Below are 22,956 nucleotides of genomic sequence, written 5' to 3'. Positions count from 1 at the left end.
GGACGACCGCAACGCACCTGCCATGCAAGGAGATCCAGTGCTCGACGCCGATTTCTTCCGCCGTTGGATGACGGCGACCGCCGCCTCCGTCGACCGTGAGGCGGAACGGCTCACCTCCCTCGACTCGCCCATCGGGGACGCCGACCACGGCAGCAATCTGCAACGCGGGTTCACCGCCGTCGCGAAGGCGCTGGAGAAGGAGGCCCCGCAGACGCCCGGTGCGATCCTGATGCTCGCCGGGCGGCAGCTGATCTCCACGGTCGGCGGGGCGTCCGGCCCGCTGTACGGGACCCTGCTGCGGCGGACCGGCAAGGCCCTCGGGGACGCCGGCGAGGTGAGCGAGGACCAGTTCGCCCAGGCGCTGCGGGCCGGTATGGACGCGGTCATGACGCTCGGGGGCGCGGCGCCGGGCGACAAGACCATGATCGACGCGTTGGTACCGGCGGTGGACGCCCTCGGCGACGGTTTCGCCGCGGCGCGGGCCGCCGCCGAGGAGGGTGCCCTGGCGACGACGCCGTTGCAGGCCCGCAAGGGGCGGGCGAGTTATCTCGGCGAGCGCAGCATCGGGCACCAGGATCCCGGCGCCACGTCGTCGGCGCTGTTGATCGCGGCCCTGGCGGAGGCGAACGATGAGTGACGCGGCCAAGGGCGAGGGGCTCGTAGGCGTCGTTCTGGTGTCGCACAGCGCCCAGGTCGCCGCGTCGGTCGCCGAACTGGCCCAGGGGCTCGCGGGCGGCTCGACGACCGTGCCGGTGGCCCCGGCGGGCGGCACCGAGGGCGGTGAACTCGGCACCAGTTCCGAACTGATCGCCGCCGCTGCCGCCTCCGTCGACCGCGGCGCCGGCGTCGCGGTCCTCACCGACCTGGGCAGCGCGGTCCTCACCGTGAAGGCCCTGCTCGCGGAGGGCGACGAACTCCCCGACAACACACGCCTGGTGGACGCCCCGTTCGTCGAGGGCGCGGTGGCCGCGGTCGTCACGGCAGCGGCGGGCGGCGACCTGGCGGCGGTGGAGGCGGCGGCTGCGGAGGCGTACACGTACCGGAAGGTGTGAGGCGGCCTACGGCAACCATCGCGGCGAGGGCGCCGCGGCAGTGTTCCCGCTCCTGGGAGACGCGCCGCGGGCCCTCCCCACCGGTGCCGCTCTGCGGGCGGTGGCCGGCTCCCTGGGGCTCTGGCGGCCGACGCACGAGGTCTCGCTCCCATGACGGCGGCCGGTGCCCACAGCGCCCACCTGTCGGCCACCCGCCAGGGCCCCTCGGCCGCACTGCACGCGCTTTCCGGCCGTCCGGGCGGTGGCCGGGCCCCGGCCTGCGCGGCAGCGCGGCAGGCGCCGCGTACACGGCGTCGAAGCACGGCGTGGTGGGGCTGACGAAGTCCCTGGCCGTGATGTACCGCAAGCAGGGGATCCGCGCGAACGCCATCGCCCCGGGCGGCACGCAGACCGGCATCGTCGTGGATGCGGCGCAGGACGCGCACGGGCCGGCCGCCCTCGGTCCGCACTTCGTCAACCTCGGCCGGCTGGCCCAGCCCGAGGAGCAGGCTGCCGCCATCGTCTTCCTGGCCTCGGACGCGGCGAGCCACATCAACGGCGTGATCCTGCCGGTCGACGACGGCTGGTCGGCGGTCTGACGGCCCCTCGCCCGGCGACACGACACGACCACCGTCCCCGAACTTCCGCCAGGGGCCGGGGGCCTGAGTCCGCGTCAGGACCCGGCCGCCCGGCCACCCGCGTCCGGCGCGGGGTCAGCGACGACAGCGGGCCCGCGCAGGCGGCTTGAACTCCCCTGTCCTCAGGGTGAGTTCAGCCGTGAGGAGCTTCAGCATACGTAACTCCCCGGACGGCCGACCAACGGCCACCCACGACCGCCCTCTTGATGTGATCGCGTCAGTCGCGTCATATTGGTCCGGACCATTACCGCGAGGCCGCCCCCGGGAGGCAGAGTCGTGCGACGCGTTCTGGCACTTGTTTCCGCCCTCTGCGCGGCGCTCGCGCTGCTCTCGTCCTGTACGTGGGGCGGCGCGGACGGGGACGGGGCCCGGCCGCCGGGGGCGCCCTCCGGTGTCACGGCCGCCGCGGGCAGCGCGACGAGCGTGCATGTCATGTGGACCGCGGTCTCCACGGAACCCGGGATCCGTGTCTACGAGGTATATCGGGGCCCCACGAAGGTCAAGGAAGTGCCGGGTTCCGCACACATGGTGGATGTCACCATGCTGAAGCCCGCCACCACCTATGCGTTCACCGTCCGGGCCCGTGACAAGGACGGGCGTCTCGGGCCGCCGAGCAAGGAGGTCCGGGCGACGACTCCCAGGGCCGTGGCCGCGGACCGCGCGGCTCCGACGCGGCCGGGGAAGATCGCCGGCCGGGCGGTCGGCAGCCGCGCGGTTCAGCTGTCGTGGGCGGCGGCCACGGACGACCGAGACGTGGTGTCGTACGACATCCATCAGGGCGGCACAAAGATCCACAGTGTGGGCGGCAACCAGACGGCGACCGTGGTCACCGGCCTCAGGCCGGGCACCCGCTACTCCTTCACCGTCCGGGCCCGCGACGCGGCCGACAACCTGTCACCGGCCACGGCTCCCGTCCGCATCAGCACACCCGGCACGGACGACGGGCGCGGCACCGCGCCGACCGCCTTCCGGGCGACGACGCATCGCGCGGACGGGGCGTACCACCTCGACCTGAGCTGGGTGCCGCCGCGCACGGACGGAGTCGTCGCGGAGTACCAGATCCAGCTCGACGGGAGGGCGGCCACCTCGCTGGTGTACGGCGGAAACCCGCCGCGCGACAAGGCCACGTACAGCTTCTACCTGGGCCCCGAGTCCGGGGCCGGTCACCGGGTGCGGATCCGGGGCAGGCTACCGGACGGCACCTGGGGCGGCTTCTCGGCGGAGCGGACGGTGACGACCGGCGCGCGGGGCTGACAGCCGCTCGGGCATCCCCCGGATGCAGCAAGGCGTCACCTGACCGGGGGCGGCCCGCATGCGGTGCGGACCCGGGGCGCGTTGGCTGCCCCTGAGGCAGCACGGGCGTTCCCGACCCCAGGCGGCGCAAGGGATGTACCGCCAACCGTGCCGCCGGAGGGCATTCCATGCGCAATTCATCGCTCTTCCTCCGCTCGGGCCTGACCGTGGCAGCCGCCTCACTCCCCTTCGTCGTGGCCGCCGGTTCGGCCGCCGCGCAATCGGGGATCTCCGTGAGCACCACCGGGTCAACGGTCTCCGTCACGACCAGTGCGTGCACCAATGTCAACGGCAGCTGGGGCACCGCCTCGCTGCTCACCAGCAGCCAGGCCAACTTCTCGCAGGGGCGCCAGGTCTCCCTGTCCGGCACGGACCGGCTCCAGTCGGCGGCGTGGTCGAGCGTGAACCCGGGCACGTACACCGTCATCGTCATGTGCTCCAACGGCTCGACGGCGGGCACCCAGTCGGTCATCGTCTCGACCAGCCCGACCCGCACACCCACCCCCAGGACCTCGCCCTCGCGCGGCGTGATGGGCGGCGTGGGCGGTTCATCGACGGACTTCGGCACCCTCACGCTGGTGGGCGGCGGCGTCCTGGTGGGCGCAGGCGGCCTGGCCGCGGCCTGGTATCTGCGCCGCAAGGCCAAGCCGTACCGGCTCTGAGGGCCGTATCCCCCGCACAGCTGCCGGGCCGGCTCACGCAGGCTCCCGCCCCGGCAGCTCGGCGAATTCCTCCAGCGCGTGCGTGAGCCACTGCGTCCAGAAGGTCTCCAGATCGATGCCGGCGCGCAGCACCAGGTGCCGCAACCGGTCCTGGGAGCTGTCCTTGCCGGGCGGGAAGTCGCGCTGCTCGATCTGCTCGTACTCGGCCAACTGCCGCTGGTGCAGATCGAGATGGCGCCGCAGATCGGCCTCGATGCCCTCGGTCCCCACGACGGCCGCGGCACGCATCCGCAGCAGCAGGGTGTCGCGGTGGGGCTTCGGGTCCTGGGACGCGGCCGTCCAGCGGGCCAGTTCGGCGCGGCCCGCGGGCAGGACGTCGTAGCTCTTCTTCTGCCCGCGGGCCGGCTGTTCGCTCGGCAGGGTGCGGATGAACCCCTCGGCCTCCAGTTTTCCCAGCTCGCGATAGATCTGCTGATGCGTCGCCGACCAGAAGTAGCCGATCGACTTGTCGAAGCGACGGGTCAGCTCCAGCCCCGAGGACGGCTTTTCGAGCAGGGCGGTGAGGATCGCGTGCGGGAGTGACATGGAGCTCATCCTAGGGACGCGAGGAGGTCATCCTACGAACACGACCACTCGCCGCTACAGGCTCGCCGCCAGCTCCGTGCCCTGCTTGATGGCCCGCTTGGCGTCCAGCTCGGCGGCCACGTCGGCGCCGCCGATGAGGTGCGCGCTGCGGCCCGCGGCGATGAGTGCCTCGTACAGGTCGCGACGCGGGTCCTGCCCGGTGCACAGCACGATCGTGTCGACCTCGAGGACCGTGCTCTCCTCGCCGACGGTGACATGGAGTCCGGCGTCGTCGATACGGTCGTAGCGCACGCCCGGGACCATGGTGACGCCCCGGTGCTTGAGCTCGGCGCGGTGGATCCAGCCGGTGGTCTTGCCGAGGCCGGCGCCGACCTTGCTGGTCTTGCGCTGGAGCAGGTGGACGGTGCGCGGCGGGGCGGGGCGCTCGGGGGCGGCGAGGCCGCCGGGGCCCGTGTAGTCCATGTCGACGCCCCAGAGGCGGAAGTACGTCTCGGGGTCCTCGCTCGCCTTGTCGCCGCCGTCGGTGAGGAACTCGGCGACGTCGAAGCCGATGCCGCCCGCGCCGAGGACGGCGACGCGCTCGCCGACGTGGGCCTCGTCGCGCAGGACGTCGAGGTAGCCCACGACGCTCGGGTGGTCGACGCCGGGGATGTCCGGGGTGCGCGGGCTGACGCCGGTGGCGACCACGACCTCGTCGTAGCCGGCGAGGTCGTCGGCCGCCACGCGGGTGTTCAGCCGTACGTCCACGTCCTGCCAGTCGAGCTGGTGGCGGAAGTAGCGCAGGGTCTCGTCGAACTCCTGCTTGCCGGGGACCTTGCGGGCGACGTTCAGCTGGCCGCCGATCTCGCTCGCGGCGTCGAACAGCGTGACCTCGTGGCCGCGTTCCGCCGCGCTCACGGCGCAGGAGAGGCCGGCGGGTCCGGCGCCCACGACGGCGACCCGCTTGCGCAGTCGCGTCGGGGACAGCGTCAGCTCGGTCTCGTGGCAGGCGCGCGGGTTGACCAGGCAGGACGTGATCTTGCCGCTGAAGGTGTGGTCGAGGCAGGCCTGGTTGCAGCCGATGCAGGTGTTGATGGCCTCCGGTTTCCCGGCGGCGGCCTTGGCGACGAAGTCGGGGTCGGCGAGCATCGGGCGGGCCATCGACACCATGTCCGCGCAGCCGTCGGCCAGCAACTCCTCGGCCAGTTCGGGGGTGTTGATGCGGTTGGTGGTGACGAGCGGCACCGACACCTCGCCCATCAGCCGCTTCGTGACCCAGGTGTACGCGCCGCGGGGGACCGAGGTGGCGATGGTCGGGATGCGGGCCTCGTGCCAGCCGATGCCGGTGTTGATGATCGTCGCTCCGGCGGCCTCGACGGCCTTCGCGAGCTTGATCACCTCGTCGAGGGTCGATCCGCCGGGAACGAGGTCCAGCATGGACAGCCGGTAGACGATGATGAAGTCCTCGCCTACCGCCTCGCGCACCCGCCGCACGATCTCGACCGGGAAGCGCATGCGGTTCTCGTACGAACCACCCCAGCGGTCGGTGCGGCGGTTGGTCTGCCGGGCGATGAACTCGTTGATGAGGTAGCCCTCGGAGCCCATGATCTCCACGCCGTCGTAGCCGGCCTGCCGGGCGAGGCGGGCGGCGCGGGCGTAGTCGTCGATGGTCCGCTCGACCTCGGCGTCGGCGAGCTCACGGGGCTGGAAGGGGCTGATCGGCGCCTGGAGCGGGCTGGGGGCGACGAGGTCCTGGTGGTAGGCGTACCGGCCGAAGTGCAGGATCTGCATGGCGATCCGCCCGCCCTCGCGGTGCACGGCGTCGGTGATGACCCGGTGCTCCGCGGCCTCGTCCTCGGTGGTGAGTTTGGCACCGCCCTCGTAGGGCCGCCCCGCGTCGTTGGGGGCGATGCCACCGGTGACGATGAGCCCCACTCCCCCGCGCGCCCGCTCGGCGTAGAACGCAGCCATGCGCTCGAAGCCGCGCTCTGCCTCCTCCAGTCCCACGTGCATGGAGCCCATGAGGACGCGGTTGGGCAGCGTGGTGAAGCCCAGGTCGAGCGGGCTCAGCAGGTGCGGGTAACGGCTCATGAGGACCCTCCGTGGGCGGTGTCGTGCCTGACGTAGTTGTAGAGGACCGCACCGGGTTTATGCAACTAGTTGCACAACCAGGGAGGGGTGACGCCGACCACTGCCGCCCGCCCCCGGCACCGACCGCGCTCGGGCACAGTGGCGCCATGACCGCACACGGTGGCCCCGTGACCGCCCCCGCCGACGTGATCGACCTCGCCCAGCGTCTGATCCGCTGTCCCAGCCGCGCCGGGATCGACGGCTACGGGCCCGTCCTCGGCGTCCTGGAGGACTGGCTCGCCGGGCGTGGGCTGCCGTATCGCCGCCTCCACGGCGACTCAGGCGACACCGTCGGCCTGCTGGTCGAAGTCGCGGGTGGCCGGCCCGGCCCCTGGTGGGCGCTGGATGCCTGCGTCGACACCGCCCCCTACGGCGACGAGGCCGCCTGGTCGTTCGCGCCCGACTCCGGCGAGGTCGTCGACGGCTGGCTGCGCGGCAGGGGCGCCGCCGACTCCAAGCTCGCCGCGGCGATGTTCTGCGGCATCGCGGCCGAGCTGCACGGGCGGGCCGGCGCCCTGCACGGAGGGCTCGCGGTACTCCTCGACGTCGACGAGCACACGGGCGGCTTCGGGGGCGCCCGCGCCTACCTCGCCGACCGGCGGGCGGCCCGCCCGGCCGGGGTGATGATCGGCTACCCGGGGTTCGACGAGGTCGTGGTCGGCGGGCGGGGTCTGTGGCGGGCCTCGATCGCGGTGCACGCGGCCTCGGGCCACTCGGGATCACGCCGCTCCACACCCGGCGCGGTCTCCCGCGCTGCGCATCTCGTCCGGCTCCTGGAGGAAGCCGACCTCCCGGGCGCCGACGGCGAGTTCCCCCTGCCGCCGAAGCTGACGGTGACCTCGTGCCATGGCGGCCAGGGCTTCTCCGTGGTGCCCGACGTGTGCGAGCTGGGCGTCGACATCCGCACCACCCCGGCCTTCGACGCCCGCGCCGCCGAGCAACTGGTCCGCGAGGCGGTGGCCGAGCTGGACGCGAAGGTGTCAGTACCGCGGCCGGCCACGATCACGCCGGTGGCGTCCTGGCCGCCGTATCGACTGGGCACGGACCGGCAGCCCGCCGCGGCGCTGCTGGATGCCGCCGCCGTGGAGGGCCTGATCGTGCGGCCGAAGACCGCCGGGCCGTCGAACATCGGCAACCTGCTCGCGGGCGAGGGCATCCCGGCCACGGCGGGCTTCGGCGTCCGGTACGAGGGGCTGCACGGCGTGGACGAGCGGGCCTGTCTGGAGGACCTGCCCGCCGTCCACGCCGTCTACCGGCGTGCCGTGCTCAGCCTGCTCGGCCGGTCGTCATGAGGAGCCGGACGGGCACCTCATGACACGCCGGACCGGCTCTCCAGCACCACGTGCAGTTCCCTCTCCTGGTCGCCCGAGGCCGAGGTCAGGTCGTGCACCGTGAACAGCGAGTCGAGCGTCGTACGGAGCCGTTCGATGGCCCAGTAGCCGCCCTGTGCATCGGCCTCGACGGACGCCGAGAGCCGGGCGGGTACCGGGCACTCCTGGGCGTCCGTCACCTCGAACGTGCCGAGCCACACCATGGGGCGCGTCTCATGGAGCTGCTGCGGCACGTCCTCGGGGGTCCGGTCGGACTCGAAGCACGCATTCAGCGCGTCGAACACGATCCGGGCGTCTTCCTTGCTGCATCCGCTGATCTCGACGGAGACGGGTTCCTCGTGCAGTCGTTCACGGACCATCGTGATCGCTCCTCTCGTGGCCGCACCGCGGTGCCACGGGTTGCCCGCGGAACCGGACCCCAATCCCAAGAAAAGCACCACGTTCGGCCCGGCACTACCGGCGGAACCGCACCGTCCGCGCCCAGGACGGGCCCGGCCGCGGTCGACCGGCAGGTCAGCGCGTGAACCGGTACGTCTTGCTGTCCGTCAGCACGCAGAAGCCCGGCGAGATGACGATCACGCGCAGGGTGCCGGAACGGCGGTCGTAGTCGATGCCCTCCGTCTCGAACTCGCCCGAGCAGGAGCTGCGCAGCGGGAGCTGGCGCAGGGCCGTGACATGTCCGGTCACGTCGGACGAGCCGGGCTCGGCGGAGAGGTCGATCCGGAGCAGCGGCTTGGTCATGCCGAAGAGGGTGCCCGCCGGGTCGTCGGAGGCGCACAGCAGGGCCGTGGCACTGAGGAAGTCGCAGCCCTGGATGTCGCGCACGGCGTGGTCCAGCCGGATGCTGGACGTCCAGGGGAGGTTCGCCGACGGCGACGTACCGGAGTTGACGCCGGGGGTCGGGTGGACCAGCAGACGGGTCATGGTGCCCCACTCGCCCGAGACCATCCACTGGCCGCCGGGGGTGATGGCGACGAAGGAGTTGTTCAGCGCCTCGCCGGACCCCAGCGCGTGGACGTACTCGGACCAGGTCCCGTTCGGCGCCTGTACCCGGAACATCTTCGCGCTGCCGGAGTCCGCCTGGTACGGCTCGATGTAGTAGCCGTTGTAGGAGGCGTCCGGGTCGCCCACGTGGTTCCAGCCGCGGCTGCTGACCGAGGCGGGGATGGTGCCGATGCCCGTGTAACGGTTCGCGCTGTTCGCCGGGACCTCTACGGAGGTCAGCCCCTGGCTCTCGGTCAGCGGGTCGGCGCGGTCGGAGCCCACCTCCGTCCAGGTGTCGGCGGCCTGTGCGGGTGTCGCGGTGGACAGCACGGCGGCTGAGGCGAGGGCGACGAGGCAGGTGAGAGCGGTTTGACAACGTTGCCGGGCGCGCAGGGCCATGGGACCGACTCCTTGGGGGGTGGGTGCGGGTCGGCGGACAGTCTGGCGGGCCCGTATGGTCATGTACAGACCAAGCGAGCGAACATGCGCTGTCTGATCGGCCACAGTCACGTGCCCCGGTGATGACTTCGGCGGACGCCCGCCATCGTGTTGAGGGATGGTGGAGGTGAACGACCGAGTGGGCCCGGAGACGGTTGAACGCGGTAGAACAAGGGGAGTCGGCATGGGGGAATGGCGTGCCGCGAGGAGGATGGGCGAAGGCGGTGCGGATGTCAGCAGCCGAACGTCCCGTGGCCGAGGGCGATGAGCCGACGCGCGGGCCGGTAGGGCCGAGCGGGTTGCTCGATGTGCTCGGCGTGGCCTCGGTCGTGCTGGACATCGAGGGCCGCATCGTGCTGTGGAGCCCTCAGGCCGAGGAGTTGTTCGGCTATCCCGCGCAGGAGGCACTGGGCGAGTACGCCGCCCGGATCATGGTCCACGAGCAGTACGTGGACCTGGTCGTCAAGTTGTTCGCCGACGTCATGGAGACCGGTGAGGGCTGGGCCGGGGCATTCCCGATCCGGCGCAAGGACGGCAGCACTCGGCTGGTGGAGTTCCGCAACATGCGGCTGCTGGACGACCAGGGGGAGGTCTACGCACTGGGCCTGTGCGCCGACCAGACGACGGTCCGCCAGGTGGAGCGGGACGTCGCCCTGTCGACCCGGACGATCGCCCAGGCTCCCATCGGGCTGGCCGTCATGGACACCGAGCTGCGCTACGTCTCGGTCAACCCGGCGCTGGCACAGCTCAACGGCATCCCGGCCGACGAGCACCTCGGCCGCACACCACGTGAGCTGCTGCCCGACCCCGACGCCGCCGAGGCCATCGAAGCGGCTCTGCGCGAGGTGCTGCGGACCGGCGACGCGCTCATCAACCAGCGCATCATGGGCCGGACCCTGGCCGACCCGGACGTGCAGCACTTCTGGTCCATGTCCCTGTACCGGCTGGAGGACTCCGCCGGGACGGTGCTCGGTGTGGCCGGCATGGCAGTGGACATCACCGAGCAGCACCAGGCCGCTGTCGAGGCCGAGACGGCGCGGCGGCGTCTGGCCCTGATCGCCGACGCCTCCGCGCGCATCGGCACCACGCTGGAGCTGGACCGCACGGCGCACGAGCTGGCCGAGGTCGCCGTGCCGGAGCTGGCCGACGTGGCGGCCGTGGATCTGCTGGAAGCCGTGGTGGAGGGCAGACGCAGCAGCCTCGGGCCCGCGGAGTCGGCGGTGATCCGCGCGCTCGCCGTCAAGGCGGGGCACGACACGGTGGCCCTCGACGCCGCCGACCAGCCCGGCCAGGTCGCCCGTTACGGTCCCGACCGCCTGGTCACCGAGTGTGTGCGCACCGCCGGCCCGATCATGGTTGCGCACGTCGAGGAGAAGGACCTGCCGCGCATCGCCCGTTCACCCGAGGCCGCCGTCCAACTGGGCCGCGCCGGCGTGCACTCCTATCTGGCGGTGCCGCTGATCGCGCGCGGCGAGGTGCTCGGCGCCCTCGACCTCAAGCGCACCCGCAATCCGCTGCCGTTCAGCGAGGACGACCTGCTGCTCGCCCGCGAGTTGGCGTCCCGCGCGGCGGTGCAGATCGACAACGCCCGCTGGTACCAGAACGCCCGCGACACCGCCCTCACCCTGCAGCGCAGCCTGCTGCCCAGCCATCCTCCGGTGACCGGCGGCCTGGAGGTCGCCTCCCGCTACCAGCCCGCGGGCGCCACCGCGGAGGTCGGCGGCGACTGGTTCGACGTGATTCCCCTGGAGGGCGGCAAGACCGCGCTCGTCGTCGGCGACGTGATGGGCAGCGGCATCGCCGCCGCGACGACCATGGGCCGGCTGCGCACCGCGACGCACACGCTGGCCTCCCTCGACCTCGAACCGGCCCGGCTCCTCGAACACCTCGACAAGATCACCGAGGGCCTCGACCACTCGATCGCCACCTGCGTCTACGTCGTCCACGACCCGCAGCAGCGCCAGTGCCTGATCGCCAACGCCGGGCACCTGCCGCCGGCCCGCCTCCGCCCCGGCCGGAACCCGCAGTTCCTCGAACTGCCCACCGGGGTACCGCTGGGCGTCGGCGGAGTCGCGTTCTCCACGACGACCGTCGACCTCGAACCCGGTGACCGCCTGGTCCTCTACACCGACGGCCTCGTCGAGACCCGCCAGCACCCCCTCGACGAACGCCTGGCCGCCCTCCTGGACCTCCTCGACGGCCCCGACCGCCCGCTGGAGGAGGTCTGCGACCTCCTGCTGCGCACCCTCCACCAGCCCGAGAACTCCGACGACGTGGCACTGCTCATCGCCCGTGTTCTGCCGCCTGATTGATCGGCGGCGCCCCAATCGGCCTAGCGGTCCGCAGGGTTGAGGCCGACAACGACAGCCACGTACGGCTCCTGCGAGACGATCAGACGCGACGACAGCCCACTGCGAGTGAAAGCCGCCAGGGCTGTCGGCGCCTGGCGTTCGCTCGTCTCGATCAGCAGGCAGCCGCCGGGGGCCAGCCATCGGGGAGCCTCGGCGGCGACCCGGCGCAGGACGTCGAGTCCGTCCGGGCCGCCGTCGAGAGCGACGTGCGGCTCGTGGTCGCGGGCCTCCGCGGGCAGGAGTCCGACTTCGTCGGTGGGTACGTACGGCACGTTCGCCGCGAGTATCCCGATCCGGCGGCGCAGGGTGCCGGGAAGCGCCTCGAACAGGTCGCCGGTGTGCACCCGACCGCCGAAGGGGGCCACGTTACGGCGGGCGCAGCGCACCGCCGCCGGGTCGATGTCGGCGGCGTGCAGCTCGACGGGGCCGAGTGCCGCGGCCAGCGCCGCGCCGACCGCGCCCGAGCCGCAGCACAGGTCCACGACGACGAACGCGTCCCGGGCGTGGGCGAGGGCCTGCTCGACCAGGAACTCGGTACGGCGGCGGGGCACGAAGACGCCGGGTTCCACGGCGATGCGCAGCCCGCGGAACTCGGCCCAGCCCAGGACGAGTTCGAGGGGCAGGCCGGTGACACGTCGGTCCACCATGGCGGCCAGCTCGTCCGGGGTGCCGGCTGCGGCGAGGATCAGCCGGGCCTCGTCCTCGGCGAAGACGCAGCCGGCGGCGCGGAGTGCGGTCACGACAGCGTCGCGAGCGGGCGGCGAGGGGGCAGAAGGCAAGGAGGAAGAGGGCGACGGCGAAGACGACGGGGAGGAGAGAGAAGGCATGGAAGCCGAGAGCCTTTCGGAAGCCGAAGGATGCTCTCGCGGTCGCCTACCGGCGGTGATCCGCGCCGATTCGAGGTGAGAGCACCCGACCTGACACAGCGGTAATGGGTCTCACCTCCTGGGCTCCATGCGGCGGGGACTGTCCCGGCCGGAGGGCAACCCTACCCCAACGATCACGAACGCTCCCGTGCACCGACGAAGGCGGGCCACCGGAACGCGTACGGTTGAATGAGCAAGAATGAGCAAGTCCTGATCAGGCTCGACCCGCGGGCCGCCGCCGACGGCGGCCTGGAGGCACCACCCGTATGAACGTCACCCGAGGCTTCACCGGACGCCCACGCGTCCACAACGCGTCACTGCCGCCCGGCCAGTACGACGCGGGCGACGACTGGCCCGTCCTGTCCGCCGAGGTCACGCCCGAGCTGACGCCCGCCGAGTGGACCTTCCGCATCGACGGTCTGGTCGAGGAGCCACGGAGCTGGAACTGGGAGCAGGCGCACGAGCTGCCGGCGTCCGGGTACGCGGGCGACATCCACTGCGTGACGAGCTGGTCGAAGTTCGGCGTGCGGTTCGGGGGCGTCTCGCTGGACGCCTTCCTTGCTGTGGTCCGGCCCCATGTGTCCGCCACACATGCCGTCGCCTATTCCCACACCGGGTACTCCACCAGCCTTCCGCTCGCCGACCTGACCGGCTCACGGGCCTGGATCGCCTGGGAGTACGACGGCAGGCCGCTCGCCCCGGAGCACGGTGGCCCGGCACGGCTGCTGGTGCCGCACCTGTACTTCTGGAAGAGCGCCAAGTGGATCGCCGGCCTGCGGATCCTCGACCACGACGAGCCGGGCTTCTGGGAGCAGAACGGCTACCACGCCCGCGGCAACCCGTGGGAAGAGCAGCGGTACTCGGGTGACTGAGGCGATGGACGTGACTGAAGCAACCGTGGCAGCCGAGGCAGCCGTGGCGTTCACTCCCCCGACCCGTTTCGCGGTGCCCGGGCGGATCGCCGTCGGCGAGCAGGCCGCAGCGATGTGGCAGACCGCCACGATCACCGAGATCCGCCCCGAGACCCCGCACGCCACCACGTTCCGACTCGCGGTGCCGTCCTGGGTGGGCCATCTGCCCGGCCAGCACCTGATGCTGCGCCTGACGGCAGAGGACGGCTATGTCGCCCAACGCCACTACTCGATCGCGTCCGCACCGGACGACTCGGGCCACATCGAGCTCACCCTGGACCATGTCGAGGACGGTGAGGTGTCCGGCTGGTTCCACACGGTGGCCGAGCCCGGTGACACGGTCGAGGTGCGCGGCCCGGTCAGCGGCTTCTTCGCCTGGCCCGGCGACCGGCCCGCGCTGCTGGTCGGCGCCGGCTCCGGCGTCGTACCGCTGATGTCGATGGTGCGGCACCACCGGGCACGGGGCCTGGACGTGCCGCTGCGACTGCTGGTGTCGGCGCGCAGCCCCGAGGAGCTGATCTACGCCCGGGAGTACGGCGCGGAGACGACGCCTGTGTTCACGCGCGGTGCGCCGGAGGGTGTGCCCGTGGGACGTATGGCCGCCGCACATGTCGCGCCCCTCCTGGCCGAGCGGCCTCCCGGTGGGTGGGAGGCCTATGTGTGCGGCTCCAATGGATTCGCCGAGCACGCCTCACGGCTGCTCGTGGCGGCAGGTCAGCCCGTGGACCGCATCCGGATCGAACGCTTCGGCTGAACCGCGGCGGCACGGGGACACATTTCGTCCGGGATCGTCAGGAACCATGTCCGGCGTACGGGGTACCTGGACGCCATGCGATATCGGGTGCGTGGCTGGCGCTGGCGGCGCAGTCCATTGCGGCGCCGGTCGGATGTCGTCGAGGCGTGGACGGTGCTCACCGTGGCCCTCTTGCTGCTCGTGGTCGCACCCCTGGTCGGGGTGGTCGCCGCATGGTGGGCCCATGACGGCGCCCGGGGCGTGGCCCGGGAGCAGCGGGCCGATCGCCGGCATGTACGGGCCGAGGTCATCGGCAAGTCCGCCGGCACGGTTCCGATGGCACAGGGCGGGCGGCAGCCGTCAGCCAGAACGACTGTGCGCTGGACCGAGCCGGAAGGCGGTCCGCGTACGGCCACGGCGCGCGTTCCGGCCGGCACGCGGGCCGGCGACACGGTCGACGTGTGGCTGGACTCCCGGGGCCGGAGCACGGCCCCGCCTGCGAGCGGCATGGCCGTCTGGCAGCACACCGTCACCATCGGCGTCTGTGCCGCGGGCGGCGCGGTCGCCGTGATTCTGCTCGGCCACGCCGTCGTGCGCCACAGCGCGATGCGTCGGCGGCTGGCCGAGTGGGAGCAGGAGTGGGCCCAGACGGAGCCGGACTGGACGGACCGGAGGGCGTGACCGCGGCGCCTGCCCAGCGCGCCGCCTGCCCACCCACTGCCGCCTGCCCACCCACTGCCGCCATCCGCCTAAGCACTCTTCTGCATACGCCGTGCGATCCGTTCGTGCCCGCGCAGCGCGTCCGCCAGCGCGGCCAGCCGGGGCTCGCCCCGGTCCACCAGGATCCGGCCGCCGACCACCGTGGTCCAGGCCCGGGCGGGCCCGCAGCGCAGCCAGGCCTCCACGGGGTCGCTGAGCGCGCCGGCGAGGGCGACCTCGTGCAGGTCCCAGACGACCAGGTCGGCGCAGGCCCCGGGCCGCAGGTGGCCCAGCTCGTCGTCCCGGCCCAGGCAGCGCGCCGAGCCACGGGTGGCGATGTCGAGGGCGTCGCGTGCCGTCATCGCGCCGGGTCCGCCGCGGTAGCGCCCCAGCAGCAGGGCCGCCCGGGTCTCCATCCAGAGCGAGGCGTGGTCCGTGGAGGCGGAGCCGTCGCAGCCGATGCCGACGGGCAGGCCGAGTTCCCGCATCTCCTTCACGCGCGCGGTGCCGCCACCGATGAGCATGTTGGAGCTGGGGCAGTGCGAAACGCCGACACCGGCGGCAGCGAGGCGGCGCAGCTCGTCGCCGGTCGGGTAGATGCAGTGCGCGACCCAGCTGCGGTCGCTCATCCACCCCGTCTGCTCGAAGTACTCGACGGGGCGGCAGCCATACGTCTCCAGGCAGTAGGTGTCCTCGTCGTGGTCCTCGGCGAGGTGCGTGTGCAGCCGCACGTCGTGGCGCTCGGCGAGTTCGGCGGTCGCCGTCATCAGTGACTTGGTCACCGAGAAGGGTGAGCAGGGCGCGAGCGCGACCCGCACCAGCGCGCCCGGTTCGGGGTCGTGGTACGTCGTGATCAGGCGCTCGCTGTCGGCCAGCACCTCGTCCTCGGTCTGGGTGACGCTCCTCGGCGGCAGGCCTCCGTCGTCGACGGAGCGGGTCATCGAGCCACGGGTGGCGTGGAAGCGGAAGCCGATGTCGCGGGCGGCGCGGATCTCGGCGTCGACCAGGCGCGGGCGGGGATGGACGTAGAGGTGGTCGGAGGACGTGGTGCAGCCGCCCATGAGCAGTTCGGCCATGCCGACGTACGCCGACACGTACGCGGCCTCCTCGTCGAGGTCCGCCCAGAGGGGGTAGAGGGTGGTCAGCCAGTCGAACAGGGAGCCGTTCACGGCGGGCGCGTAGGAGCGGGTGAGGTTCTGGTAGATGTGATGGTGCGTGTTGACCAGGCCCGGAGTGACGAGGCGACCGGCCGCCGAGACGGTGGTGCGGGCCTCGGGCTCGCTCCCGGCGGTGCCGACGCCGGTGACCCGACCACCGGTGACGGCCAGCCAGCCGCCCGGGATCTCCCGGTCTCCGTCCACGACGAGCAGTTCGGCGTCCTTGACCAGCAGTTCCGCGGCCCTGACCGGGGGTTCGACGGCAGACGTCATGGCGCCATCGTAGGCACACGGCACGGAAAGTTCTGGCGAGTCGTCCGATCATCCGCGTACGGTGTGATCATCCGCAGTCACTCTTGGCAAAGGCGGTCCTCCATGGCCCTGTTCGACCTTCCGCTCGACGAACTGCGCGAGTACCGCAGCAAGTCCGTCGAACCCGAGGACTTCGACTCGTTCTGGTCCAAGACCCTTGAGGAAGCGCGCGGACACGATCTGGACGCCCGCTTCGAGCCGGTCGACACGGGGCTGGCCACGGTGCAGGTGTACGACGTGACGTTCGCCGGATTCGGCGGTCACCCGGTGAAGGGCTGGCTGCGGCTGCCCGCCGGGGCCACCGAGCCGGTGCCGCTGGTGGTGGAGTTCCTCGGGTACGGCGGCGGGCGCGGCCTGCCGCACGAGAACCTGCTGTGGGCCTCCTCGGGCCGGGCGCACTTCATGATGGACACGCGCGGCCAGGGCAGCGCATGGGGCGCCGGCGGTGGCACACCGGACCCGGTGGGGGCGGGGCCCGCGTACCCCGGGTTCATGACGCGCGGCGTCGACGCGCCCGAGAACTACTACTACCGCCGGGTGTTCACGGATGCGGTCCGTGCCGTCGAGGCGGCCCGTTCCCACCCGCTGACGGACGCCTCACGCACGGTCGCGCTGGGCTCGAGCCAGGGCGGCGGCATCACGATCGCGGTCGGCGGCCTGGTCCCGGACCTGACGGCGGTCGCGCCGGACGTACCGTTCCTGTGCGACTACCCGCGCGCGGCGACCCTGACGGACCGCCACCCGTACCGCGAGATCGCCCTCTACCTCAAGACGCACCGGGGCCGCACCGAGGACGTCCTGCGCACCCTGTCGTACTTCGACGGCGTCCACTTCGCGGCCCGCGGCCGGGCTCCCGCCCTGTTCTCGGCGGCCCTGGAGGACCAGACCTGCCCGCCGTCCACCGTCTTCGCGGCCTTCAACTCCTGGGCCCACGACGACAAGGCCATCGAGGTGTACGACTTCAACGACCACGAGGGCGGCGGCCCGTTCCACGAGGCGGCCAAGCTGGACTGGCTGCGCGCGCACGCCTGAGAGGTCCGGCATGGAGACGCGTGAGGCCGCGGACCGGTTCGTCCGGGTCGGCAGTCGGCCTGGACGGCACACTACGCGGACGCCCTGCTGGAGCAGTACGCCGAGGACTGCGTCCACCGCTCGATGCCGTTCCGCGAGCCGCACCGCGGGCGGGCGGCGCCGGCCGAGTATCTGCGCTGGTGTTCGCCGGTGAGCGGGTGACCGACGTGCGCTTCTGCGCGCCGGTCGTCGGCGTGGACGGTGTGGCCGTGGCCGAGTTCCGGGTCCTGGCCGAGGAGGACGGCGCGCCGTCGACGCTCGCCGGGTGTGTCTTCGTGCGGTTCGACGCCGCCGGGCTCGCCGTCGAGACCCGCGACTACCGGCACACCGTCGAGGGTCGTCGGGAGCCGGAAGGTGCGCTGTTCTTCGGGTGAGCTCGGTGCGTTCGGCCTGTTCGACGCCTTCCGTCCAGTCCGACCAGTCGGTACGTTCAGGGAGCCCGGTCGCACGGTCGCGGTCCGGGTTTCCGGCGGACGTCTGCGGACGACTAGGGGTGGGCATGACGGAGCACGAGGCACAGGTGCACGGGCACTGCGATCCGCGGTTCGCGGCGGTGCGGACGGCGTTCGAGGCGAACTTCCGGGAGCGCGGGGAGCTGGGCGCCGCGGTCGCCGTCAGGGTCGGCGGCGAGACCGTGGTGGACCTGTGGGGCGGCTGGGCCGACGCAGCACACGGCCGCCCCTGGGAGCGCGACACGCTGGTCAACGTGTGGTCGACGTCCAAGGGACCGACGGCGCTGTGCGCGCACATTCTCGCCGACCGGGGGCTGCTCGACCTGGACGCGCCGGTGGCCGCGTACTGGCCTGAGTTCGCCGCCGCGGGCAAGGAGCAGATCCTCGTACGGCATCTCCTGTCGCATCGCGCCGGTCTGTCCGGGCTGCGGGAGCCGCACTCGCTTCAGCAGCTCTGCGACTGGGAGCTGACGACCCAGCGGCTCGCGGCGATGGAGCCGTGGTGGGCGCCGGGGACGCAGTCCGGATATCACGCGCTCACGTACGGATTCCTGGTCGGGGAGGTCGTGCGGCGGGTCTCGGGGCTGCTGCCCGGGGCCTTCCTGGAGCGGGAGGTGACCGGGCCGCTCGGCATCGACTTCGCGATCGGGTTGCCGAAGAAGGAGTACGGACGGGCGGCCGAGCTGGTGCATGCGCCGGTCGCGTCGAGCAGTGAACAGGCGGCGATCTTCAGCCAGTTGGCGCCCGCCGCCATTGCCGCGCTGGCCAACCCGGCCGTGAGGGCGGCTCAGGCCAACTCGGTCGAATGGCGGGCTGCCGAGGTTCCCGCCGCGAACGGGCACGGCACGGCTCGGGCGGTCGCCGCGCTGTACGGCATCTTCGCGGGGCGCGGGTCGTACGACGGCCGGCGCGTCCTCTCCCCCGAGGCGGCCGAGCGGGTGCGTGAGGGGCAGGGCGCCTGCCGGGATCTGGTGCTCGGGGCCGGGTTCGAGAGCGAGACGGAGGTCGGGCTCGGCCTGTGGCTGAGCGGGGCCAACGGGTCGTACGGGCCCAACCCGCGCGCTTTCGGACACGACGGCTTCGGCGGCTCCTGCGGTCTGGCCGACCCGGAGGCCGGGGTGTCACTGGGCTATGTGATGAACCGGATGGGCCCTCATATCGCCGACGACCCGCGGAAGATGGCGCTGATCGACGCCCTGTACGGCACCCTGTGACGGCCTGTCCGCGCGGACCGTTTCGGCCGAAGTGACAGACCACCCTTCCGCCGTGGTTTAGACCAATGCTTAGATCTGGTGGCGCAACGAACCCGCACGGCTACAACACGTCACCAACAGGAGGCGCGGCATGGCCCGCACCACCCCGCACGACCGCCCCCTCACCGAAGCGCAGCCGCTGTACTGGAGAATCGCCACCCGGTTGCTCGACGAACTGAGCGACGGAACCGTCCCACCCGGTGAACGGCTGCCGTCGGAGCGGCAGTTGGCGCTGCACTACAGGGTCAGCCGGGAGACCGTACGGCAGGCGCTGGAGGTGCTGCGCCACCGCGGCCTGGTCGCCACCGACCGGCGGGGCAGCCATGCCACCCTGTCCGGTCCGCCGGTCGAGACCCCGTCGACCCTCACCTTCCCGGTCGGTGCCCGGACGGCCGGCCCGGGCGCCGTGGACCGGGCGACGGTCGCCTGGGAGACTCCCCCGCCGGAGCACGCCGCCGCCCTGGGGCTGGCCACGCACCGGCCGACCCTGGTGCACCACTACGAGTCCGCGGGCGCCGACGGTCGTGGCCGGCGTACGGCAGTGACGTCCTTCTCGGCGGTGGCCCTCGCCGAGGTGGCGGAGCTCGCCCGCTGCCGTGACCGCGCCGACGGCGACCACACCGAGGGCACCGCGTCCGCCCAACTGCGCCGCGCCTACGACTGGATGCGCAAGGCGGGCCTCACCCTCCACCACCGGGACACCATCACGCGGCTCCCGGGCGCACCCTCGGTGCGGGTCACCCGGCGGGTGCACGACCAGTACGCCCGCCCGCTGGAGATCACGGATCTCGTGATGGACGCCCAACAGGACGCTCTGGTCTACGAGTTCACGCTGCCCTCGGCTGTCTGACCCGCCCGGTCCGGGCGCCGGGCCACCAGCATCCGCACACGGGGGCTCCCGTCCCGCCGCTGTCCGAACTCGGGCAGGGCCTGCGACTCCACCTCGAAGCCGGCGCGGGCCAGTTCGTCGCGTACCTCCGCAAGCCGGAAGGCCCGGTAGTACATGACGAACTGCGGCCGCCACACGGCGTTGCGCACCCGCATCACCGTGTCGAAGCCCAGCAGCATCCAGTAGCCGAGGGACGCGGGGCGGGGCGGGGCCACCACCGGGAAGGCGAAGCACCCGCCGGGCCGCAGGACGGAGTGGACCTGGGCGAACAGGCCCGGCAGTTCGCGGGGAAGGAAGTGCCCGAACGCCCCGAAGCTCACCACGAGGTCGAAGGCCGGGGCGAACGGCAGGGCGCGGGCGTCGGCACGAACCCAGCCGACGCGCCGCTCCCCGACCCGCACCCGTCGCCGGGCGACGTCGAGCATGCCGGCGCTGAAGTCGACGCCGGTGACGCTGCGCCGGCACACCTCCGCCAGCACCTCGACACCCGCGCCCGTGCCGCAGCACAGGTCGAGGCCGTCGTCGTACGGGCCCGTGCGGCCGAGCGCCGACGTGACCGCGCGGAGCACGGAATCCGGCGTGCGGAACGGCGTGTGGTCGAACTTCGGGGCGAGCAGGTCGTATCCGCGCTCGACGGACGACAGGGCCTGGACGGCGAGTTCGCGCAGGGAAGGGCCTTCGGGGCTGAACATCCGCGTCACCCCGTGGCCACTCGGTGCTGCAGGACGGTGGCAACGCGCTCGCACCAGCGCAGATTCTCCTGCTCGAAGGAGATTCCGGCGAGCAGCGTCAGATACGGCCCGATGCGGTCCGACTCACGCAGGTACTCGTCCTCGGTCCGCCCGTCGAGGAGGCGGTCACGGACGCGTTCGTAGCGGTCGAGCTTGCCGCGCGACCACGTCATGCGCTCCTCGATCAGGGCGCGGGCGGCCTCGGGGTCCTCCATGGCCTGGATTTTGATCAGGAGTTCGTCGCGGATGGCGGTGGGCCGCCGGGGCGGCTCGGCGGCGAAGGCCCGCAGGTCCTGGCGTCCGGCCTCGGTGAGCGTGAACATCCGCTTGTTCGGCCGTCGTTCCTGCTGCACGAACCGGGCCTGGACGAGACCGTCCTGTGCCAGCCGCTCCAGCTCCCGGTAGAGCTGCTGCGGGGTCGCGGGCCAGAAGTTGGCGAACGAGACGTCGAAGACCTTCGACAGCTCGTAACCCGAGGCCTCGCCCTCCAGCAGGGCGGCGAGGACGGCGTACTTGAGGGACATGTGGACACGTTAACAGCAGGTGATTATTCTCATCGGCACCTACTCAACTATTTGACTATGAGGTGATCCGATGCGCGCGTTCCGCGAGGCGGTGGAAGCAGGCGACGCCGAAGCCGTCGAGGCCCTGTTGGCGGAGAACGTCGTCTTCACCAGCCCGGCCGTGTTCAAGCCGTACGCCGGCAAGGCGATCACGGCGGCGATCCTGCGCGCTGTGGTGCGGGTCTTCGAGGACTTCCGCTATGTGCGCGAGATCAACGACCCGGGCGGCCGCGATCACGCCCTGGTCTTCACCGCGCGCGTGGGCGACCGGGAGATCACCGGGTGCGACTTCCTGCACGTCAACGAGGACGGGCTGATCGACGACTTCATGGTCATGGTCCGTCCGCTGTCGGGCTTGCAGGCGCTGGCCGAGGCGATGGGCGCGCAGTTCGACCGGATCGCGAAGGAGGCGCAGGCGCAGTCGGCGTGACGGCCGTCTCCGGCCGCTCGGGACGTCGGCGCCGGGGCCCGCGCAGCAACACCAGCGCGCAGGCCAGCCCTGCCGCCGCGAGCACGGCGCAGGCCGTGAACGCGGCCCGGTGGCCGGCCGTCAGTGCCGCGAGCGGCTCCGGGCCGGTGGCGTAGGACACGGCGACGGAGGTGACGACCGCGACCCCGAAGGCCCCGCCTATCTGGAACGCCGCGGTGTTGATGCCGGAGGCCACGCCCGACTCCCGCTCCCCCACTCCGGTGAGCGCGGCGATGGCCCCGGCGACCGCGCAGGCGCCGAGTCCCGGCCCGAAAAGGATCAGCCCGGGCAACAGGTCACGGACGAAGCCGCCGTCCACCGGCACCCCGGCCAGCAGCAGACTGCCGGCGCCGACCAGCGCCAGCCCGCCCATCGCCACCGGACGGGCGCCCACGCGGGTGACCAGGGCCTGACCGGCGTACGACCCGACGACCGCGCCGGCCGGCATCACGACGTTGGCGAGCCCGAACACCAGCGGCGAATACCCGAGCACGGCCTGCCCGTACTGGGAGAGCGTGTACGACATCCCGAAGGCGCAGGCGCCGAGCAGGATCACCACCAGGTTGCCGCCGATCAGGGACCGCGAGCGCATCAGCCGCAGCGGCACGAGGGGCGCCACGGACCGCGCCTCGATGCGGACGAAGAGCAGCGCCAGCAGGACGGCGCCGGCCAGCAGGCCGAGCGTCCGGGCCGACAGCCATCCGGCGCCGGGCGCCTCGACGACGGCGTACACGCAGGCCACGAGGGCGGCCGTGATGGTGAGGGCGCCGACCGGGTCGTAGGAGCGGGCCCGGGTCCGGGTGCGGCTCTCGCGCAGCAGCACCGGGCTCAGGGCCAGCAGGAGCAGTGCGACGGGCACGTTGAGGAAGAACACCCACTGCCAGCCGAGCCCGTCCGTGAGGGGGCCGCCGACCAGCAGGGCAGCGGTGGCGCCGAAGCCGCCGCTGCCGGACCAGATGGCGAGGGCCTTGTTGCGCTCGGGCCCCTCGTCGAAGGTGTTCAGCAGGATGGAGAGCGCGCTCGGCGCCATCACAGCGGCCGAGACGCCCTGTACGGCGCGCGCCGCCACCAGCACGCCGGCCGCCCAGGCGAACCCGCACAGCAGCGAGGACAGCCCGAACAGCAGGGTGCCGGTGACGAACACGCGACGGCGGCCCAGCAGGTCGGCGATCCGGCCGCCGAGGAGCAGCAGGCCGCCGAAGCTCAGCAGATAGGCGCTTATCACCCACTGGGCGCCGCTCGCGGAGAAGCCGAGGTCGGATGCGATCGACGGCAGCGCGAGGACGACGATCTGCGCGTCCAGGATCACCATGAACCCGGCCAGACACAGCAGGGCGAGGGCGTACCAGCGGCGGGCGTCGGAGGCGGTCATCGGGAACTCCAGTGTCGTACGGGTGTTGTCGGCGCCGCTGAAGGGCGCTTTCACCC

Annotated in this window: 23 protein-coding genes and 1 pseudogene; 15 read left to right on the top strand and 9 right to left on the bottom strand. The window is 72.3% G+C overall.

The window, feature by feature from the left end:
• Positions 1-37 precede the first annotated feature (37 nt).
• From dhaL to OG331_RS44620, 5 genes and pseudogenes are all read left to right on the top strand, one after another.
• Positions 38-637 carry a dihydroxyacetone kinase subunit DhaL gene (dhaL, locus tag OG331_RS44640; RefSeq protein ID WP_406208172.1) on the top strand — a complete coding sequence of 200 codons (600 nt, stop codon included), beginning with the start codon at positions 38-40 and terminating at the stop codon, positions 635-637.
• Positions 630-1,052, top strand: coding sequence for a PTS-dependent dihydroxyacetone kinase phosphotransferase subunit DhaM (locus OG331_RS44635; RefSeq protein ID WP_406208169.1), 423 nt, complete (start codon positions 630-632; stop codon positions 1,050-1,052). The genes dhaL and OG331_RS44635 overlap by 8 nt, the downstream gene beginning before the upstream one ends.
• Before the next feature lie 257 nt (positions 1,053-1,309).
• Positions 1,310-1,630 (top strand): annotated as a pseudogene (locus OG331_RS44630) (SDR family oxidoreductase); the annotation flags it as partial.
• 315 nt (positions 1,631-1,945) lie between these two features.
• A complete protein-coding gene (locus OG331_RS44625) occupies positions 1,946-2,923 on the top strand; it encodes a fibronectin type III domain-containing protein (RefSeq protein ID WP_406208167.1) in 978 nt (325 codons plus the stop codon).
• A 167-nt stretch (positions 2,924-3,090) separates the two neighbouring features.
• The gene (locus OG331_RS44620; RefSeq protein ID WP_406208165.1) at positions 3,091-3,624 is read left to right on the top strand and encodes a hypothetical protein; all 534 of its coding nucleotides are present in this window, start codon (positions 3,091-3,093) and stop codon (positions 3,622-3,624) included.
• A 33-nt stretch (positions 3,625-3,657) separates the two neighbouring features.
• Here OG331_RS44620 and OG331_RS44615 read toward each other — a convergent pair whose 3' ends face one another.
• Entirely contained in the window at positions 3,658-4,209 is a 552-nt protein-coding gene (locus OG331_RS44615) for a helix-turn-helix transcriptional regulator (protein ID WP_391407476.1), read from the bottom strand.
• A gap of 54 nt (positions 4,210-4,263) precedes the next feature.
• Positions 4,264-6,279 (bottom strand): FAD-dependent oxidoreductase, encoded by a 2,016-nt coding sequence (locus OG331_RS44610; RefSeq protein WP_406208162.1) that lies wholly within the window; start codon positions 6,277-6,279, stop codon positions 4,264-4,266.
• 146 nt (positions 6,280-6,425) lie between these two features.
• Between OG331_RS44610 and OG331_RS44605 the strand changes: the two genes are divergently transcribed.
• A complete protein-coding gene (locus OG331_RS44605; RefSeq protein ID WP_406208159.1) occupies positions 6,426-7,610 on the top strand; it encodes a M20 family metallopeptidase in 1,185 nt (394 codons plus the stop codon).
• A gap of 17 nt (positions 7,611-7,627) precedes the next feature.
• Here the strand turns inward: OG331_RS44605 and OG331_RS44600 are convergent, their stop codons facing one another.
• Both OG331_RS44600 and OG331_RS44595 read right to left on the bottom strand, forming a co-directional pair.
• Positions 7,628-8,008 (bottom strand): hypothetical protein, encoded by a 381-nt coding sequence (locus OG331_RS44600; RefSeq protein ID WP_406208157.1) that lies wholly within the window; start codon positions 8,006-8,008, stop codon positions 7,628-7,630.
• 154 nt (positions 8,009-8,162) lie between these two features.
• Positions 8,163-9,032: a hypothetical protein gene (locus OG331_RS44595; RefSeq protein WP_406208155.1), complete on the bottom strand. Its 870-nt coding sequence runs from the start codon at positions 9,030-9,032 to the stop codon at positions 8,163-8,165.
• A gap of 269 nt (positions 9,033-9,301) precedes the next feature.
• Between OG331_RS44595 and OG331_RS44590 the strand changes: the two genes are divergently transcribed.
• Positions 9,302-11,383, top strand: coding sequence for a SpoIIE family protein phosphatase (locus OG331_RS44590; protein WP_406208152.1), 2,082 nt, complete (start codon positions 9,302-9,304; stop codon positions 11,381-11,383).
• A 20-nt stretch (positions 11,384-11,403) separates the two neighbouring features.
• Here the strand turns inward: OG331_RS44590 and OG331_RS44585 are convergent, their stop codons facing one another.
• Positions 11,404-12,249: a putative protein N(5)-glutamine methyltransferase gene (locus OG331_RS44585; RefSeq protein WP_406208149.1), complete on the bottom strand. Its 846-nt coding sequence runs from the start codon at positions 12,247-12,249 to the stop codon at positions 11,404-11,406.
• Positions 12,250-12,554: 305 nt separating this feature from the next.
• On the opposite strand from OG331_RS44585, the gene OG331_RS44580 reads away from it, so the two are divergent.
• The 3 genes from OG331_RS44580 to OG331_RS44570 all read left to right on the top strand — a co-directional run bounded on the left by OG331_RS44580 (position 12,555) and on the right by OG331_RS44570 (position 14,613).
• Positions 12,555-13,160, top strand: coding sequence for a sulfite oxidase-like oxidoreductase (locus OG331_RS44580; protein WP_406208146.1), 606 nt, complete (start codon positions 12,555-12,557; stop codon positions 13,158-13,160).
• 10 nt (positions 13,161-13,170) lie between these two features.
• The gene (locus tag OG331_RS44575; RefSeq protein ID WP_406208143.1) at positions 13,171-13,953 is read left to right on the top strand and encodes a ferredoxin reductase; all 783 of its coding nucleotides are present in this window, start codon (positions 13,171-13,173) and stop codon (positions 13,951-13,953) included.
• A gap of 75 nt (positions 13,954-14,028) precedes the next feature.
• A complete protein-coding gene (locus OG331_RS44570; protein ID WP_406208141.1) occupies positions 14,029-14,613 on the top strand; it encodes a hypothetical protein in 585 nt (194 codons plus the stop codon).
• Between the two features lie 68 nt (positions 14,614-14,681).
• Here the strand turns inward: OG331_RS44570 and OG331_RS44565 are convergent, their stop codons facing one another.
• A complete protein-coding gene (locus tag OG331_RS44565; RefSeq protein WP_406208138.1) occupies positions 14,682-16,061 on the bottom strand; it encodes an 8-oxoguanine deaminase in 1,380 nt (459 codons plus the stop codon).
• A gap of 102 nt (positions 16,062-16,163) precedes the next feature.
• Here OG331_RS44565 and OG331_RS44560 point away from each other — a divergent pair, with 102 nt between their 5' ends.
• The 4 genes from OG331_RS44560 (at position 16,164) to OG331_RS44545 (ending at position 19,726) form a co-directional block, all read left to right on the top strand.
• Positions 16,164-17,132 carry an acetylxylan esterase gene (locus OG331_RS44560; RefSeq protein WP_406208135.1) on the top strand — a complete coding sequence of 323 codons (969 nt, stop codon included), beginning with the start codon at positions 16,164-16,166 and terminating at the stop codon, positions 17,130-17,132.
• A 197-nt stretch (positions 17,133-17,329) separates the two neighbouring features.
• Positions 17,330-17,545: a hypothetical protein gene (locus OG331_RS44555; protein ID WP_406208132.1), complete on the top strand. Its 216-nt coding sequence runs from the start codon at positions 17,330-17,332 to the stop codon at positions 17,543-17,545.
• A 125-nt stretch (positions 17,546-17,670) separates the two neighbouring features.
• Positions 17,671-18,837, top strand: coding sequence for a serine hydrolase domain-containing protein (locus tag OG331_RS44550; protein ID WP_406208130.1), 1,167 nt, complete (start codon positions 17,671-17,673; stop codon positions 18,835-18,837).
• A 130-nt stretch (positions 18,838-18,967) separates the two neighbouring features.
• Complete coding sequence (locus OG331_RS44545) at positions 18,968-19,726, top strand: GntR family transcriptional regulator (RefSeq protein ID WP_406208127.1); 759 nt, start codon at positions 18,968-18,970, stop codon at positions 19,724-19,726.
• On the opposite strand, the gene OG331_RS44540 is transcribed toward OG331_RS44545, so the two are convergent.
• Both OG331_RS44540 and OG331_RS44535 read right to left on the bottom strand, forming a co-directional pair.
• Positions 19,696-20,457: a class I SAM-dependent methyltransferase gene (locus OG331_RS44540; protein ID WP_406208124.1), complete on the bottom strand. Its 762-nt coding sequence runs from the start codon at positions 20,455-20,457 to the stop codon at positions 19,696-19,698. The genes OG331_RS44545 and OG331_RS44540 overlap by 31 nt on opposite strands.
• Positions 20,458-20,462: 5 nt before the next feature.
• Positions 20,463-21,020 (bottom strand): PadR family transcriptional regulator, encoded by a 558-nt coding sequence (locus OG331_RS44535; RefSeq protein WP_406208122.1) that lies wholly within the window; start codon positions 21,018-21,020, stop codon positions 20,463-20,465.
• A gap of 70 nt (positions 21,021-21,090) precedes the next feature.
• Between OG331_RS44535 and OG331_RS44530 the strand changes: the two genes are divergently transcribed.
• Positions 21,091-21,489: a nuclear transport factor 2 family protein gene (locus OG331_RS44530; protein WP_406208120.1), complete on the top strand. Its 399-nt coding sequence runs from the start codon at positions 21,091-21,093 to the stop codon at positions 21,487-21,489.
• On the opposite strand, the gene OG331_RS44525 is transcribed toward OG331_RS44530, so the two are convergent.
• Entirely contained in the window at positions 21,392-22,954 is a 1,563-nt protein-coding gene (locus OG331_RS44525; RefSeq protein WP_406208117.1) for an MFS transporter, read from the bottom strand. The two genes, OG331_RS44530 and OG331_RS44525, sit on opposite strands and share 98 nt — an antisense overlap.
• Between the last annotated feature and the right edge of the window lie 2 nt (positions 22,955-22,956).

The organism is Streptomyces sp. NBC_01017 (assembly GCF_045162795.1).
Lineage (GTDB): Bacteria > Actinomycetota > Actinomycetes > Streptomycetales > Streptomycetaceae > Streptomyces > Streptomyces machairae.
The sequence above is the reverse complement of the archived record's forward strand: the minus strand, read 5'-3'. Positions and strand labels throughout refer to the sequence as shown.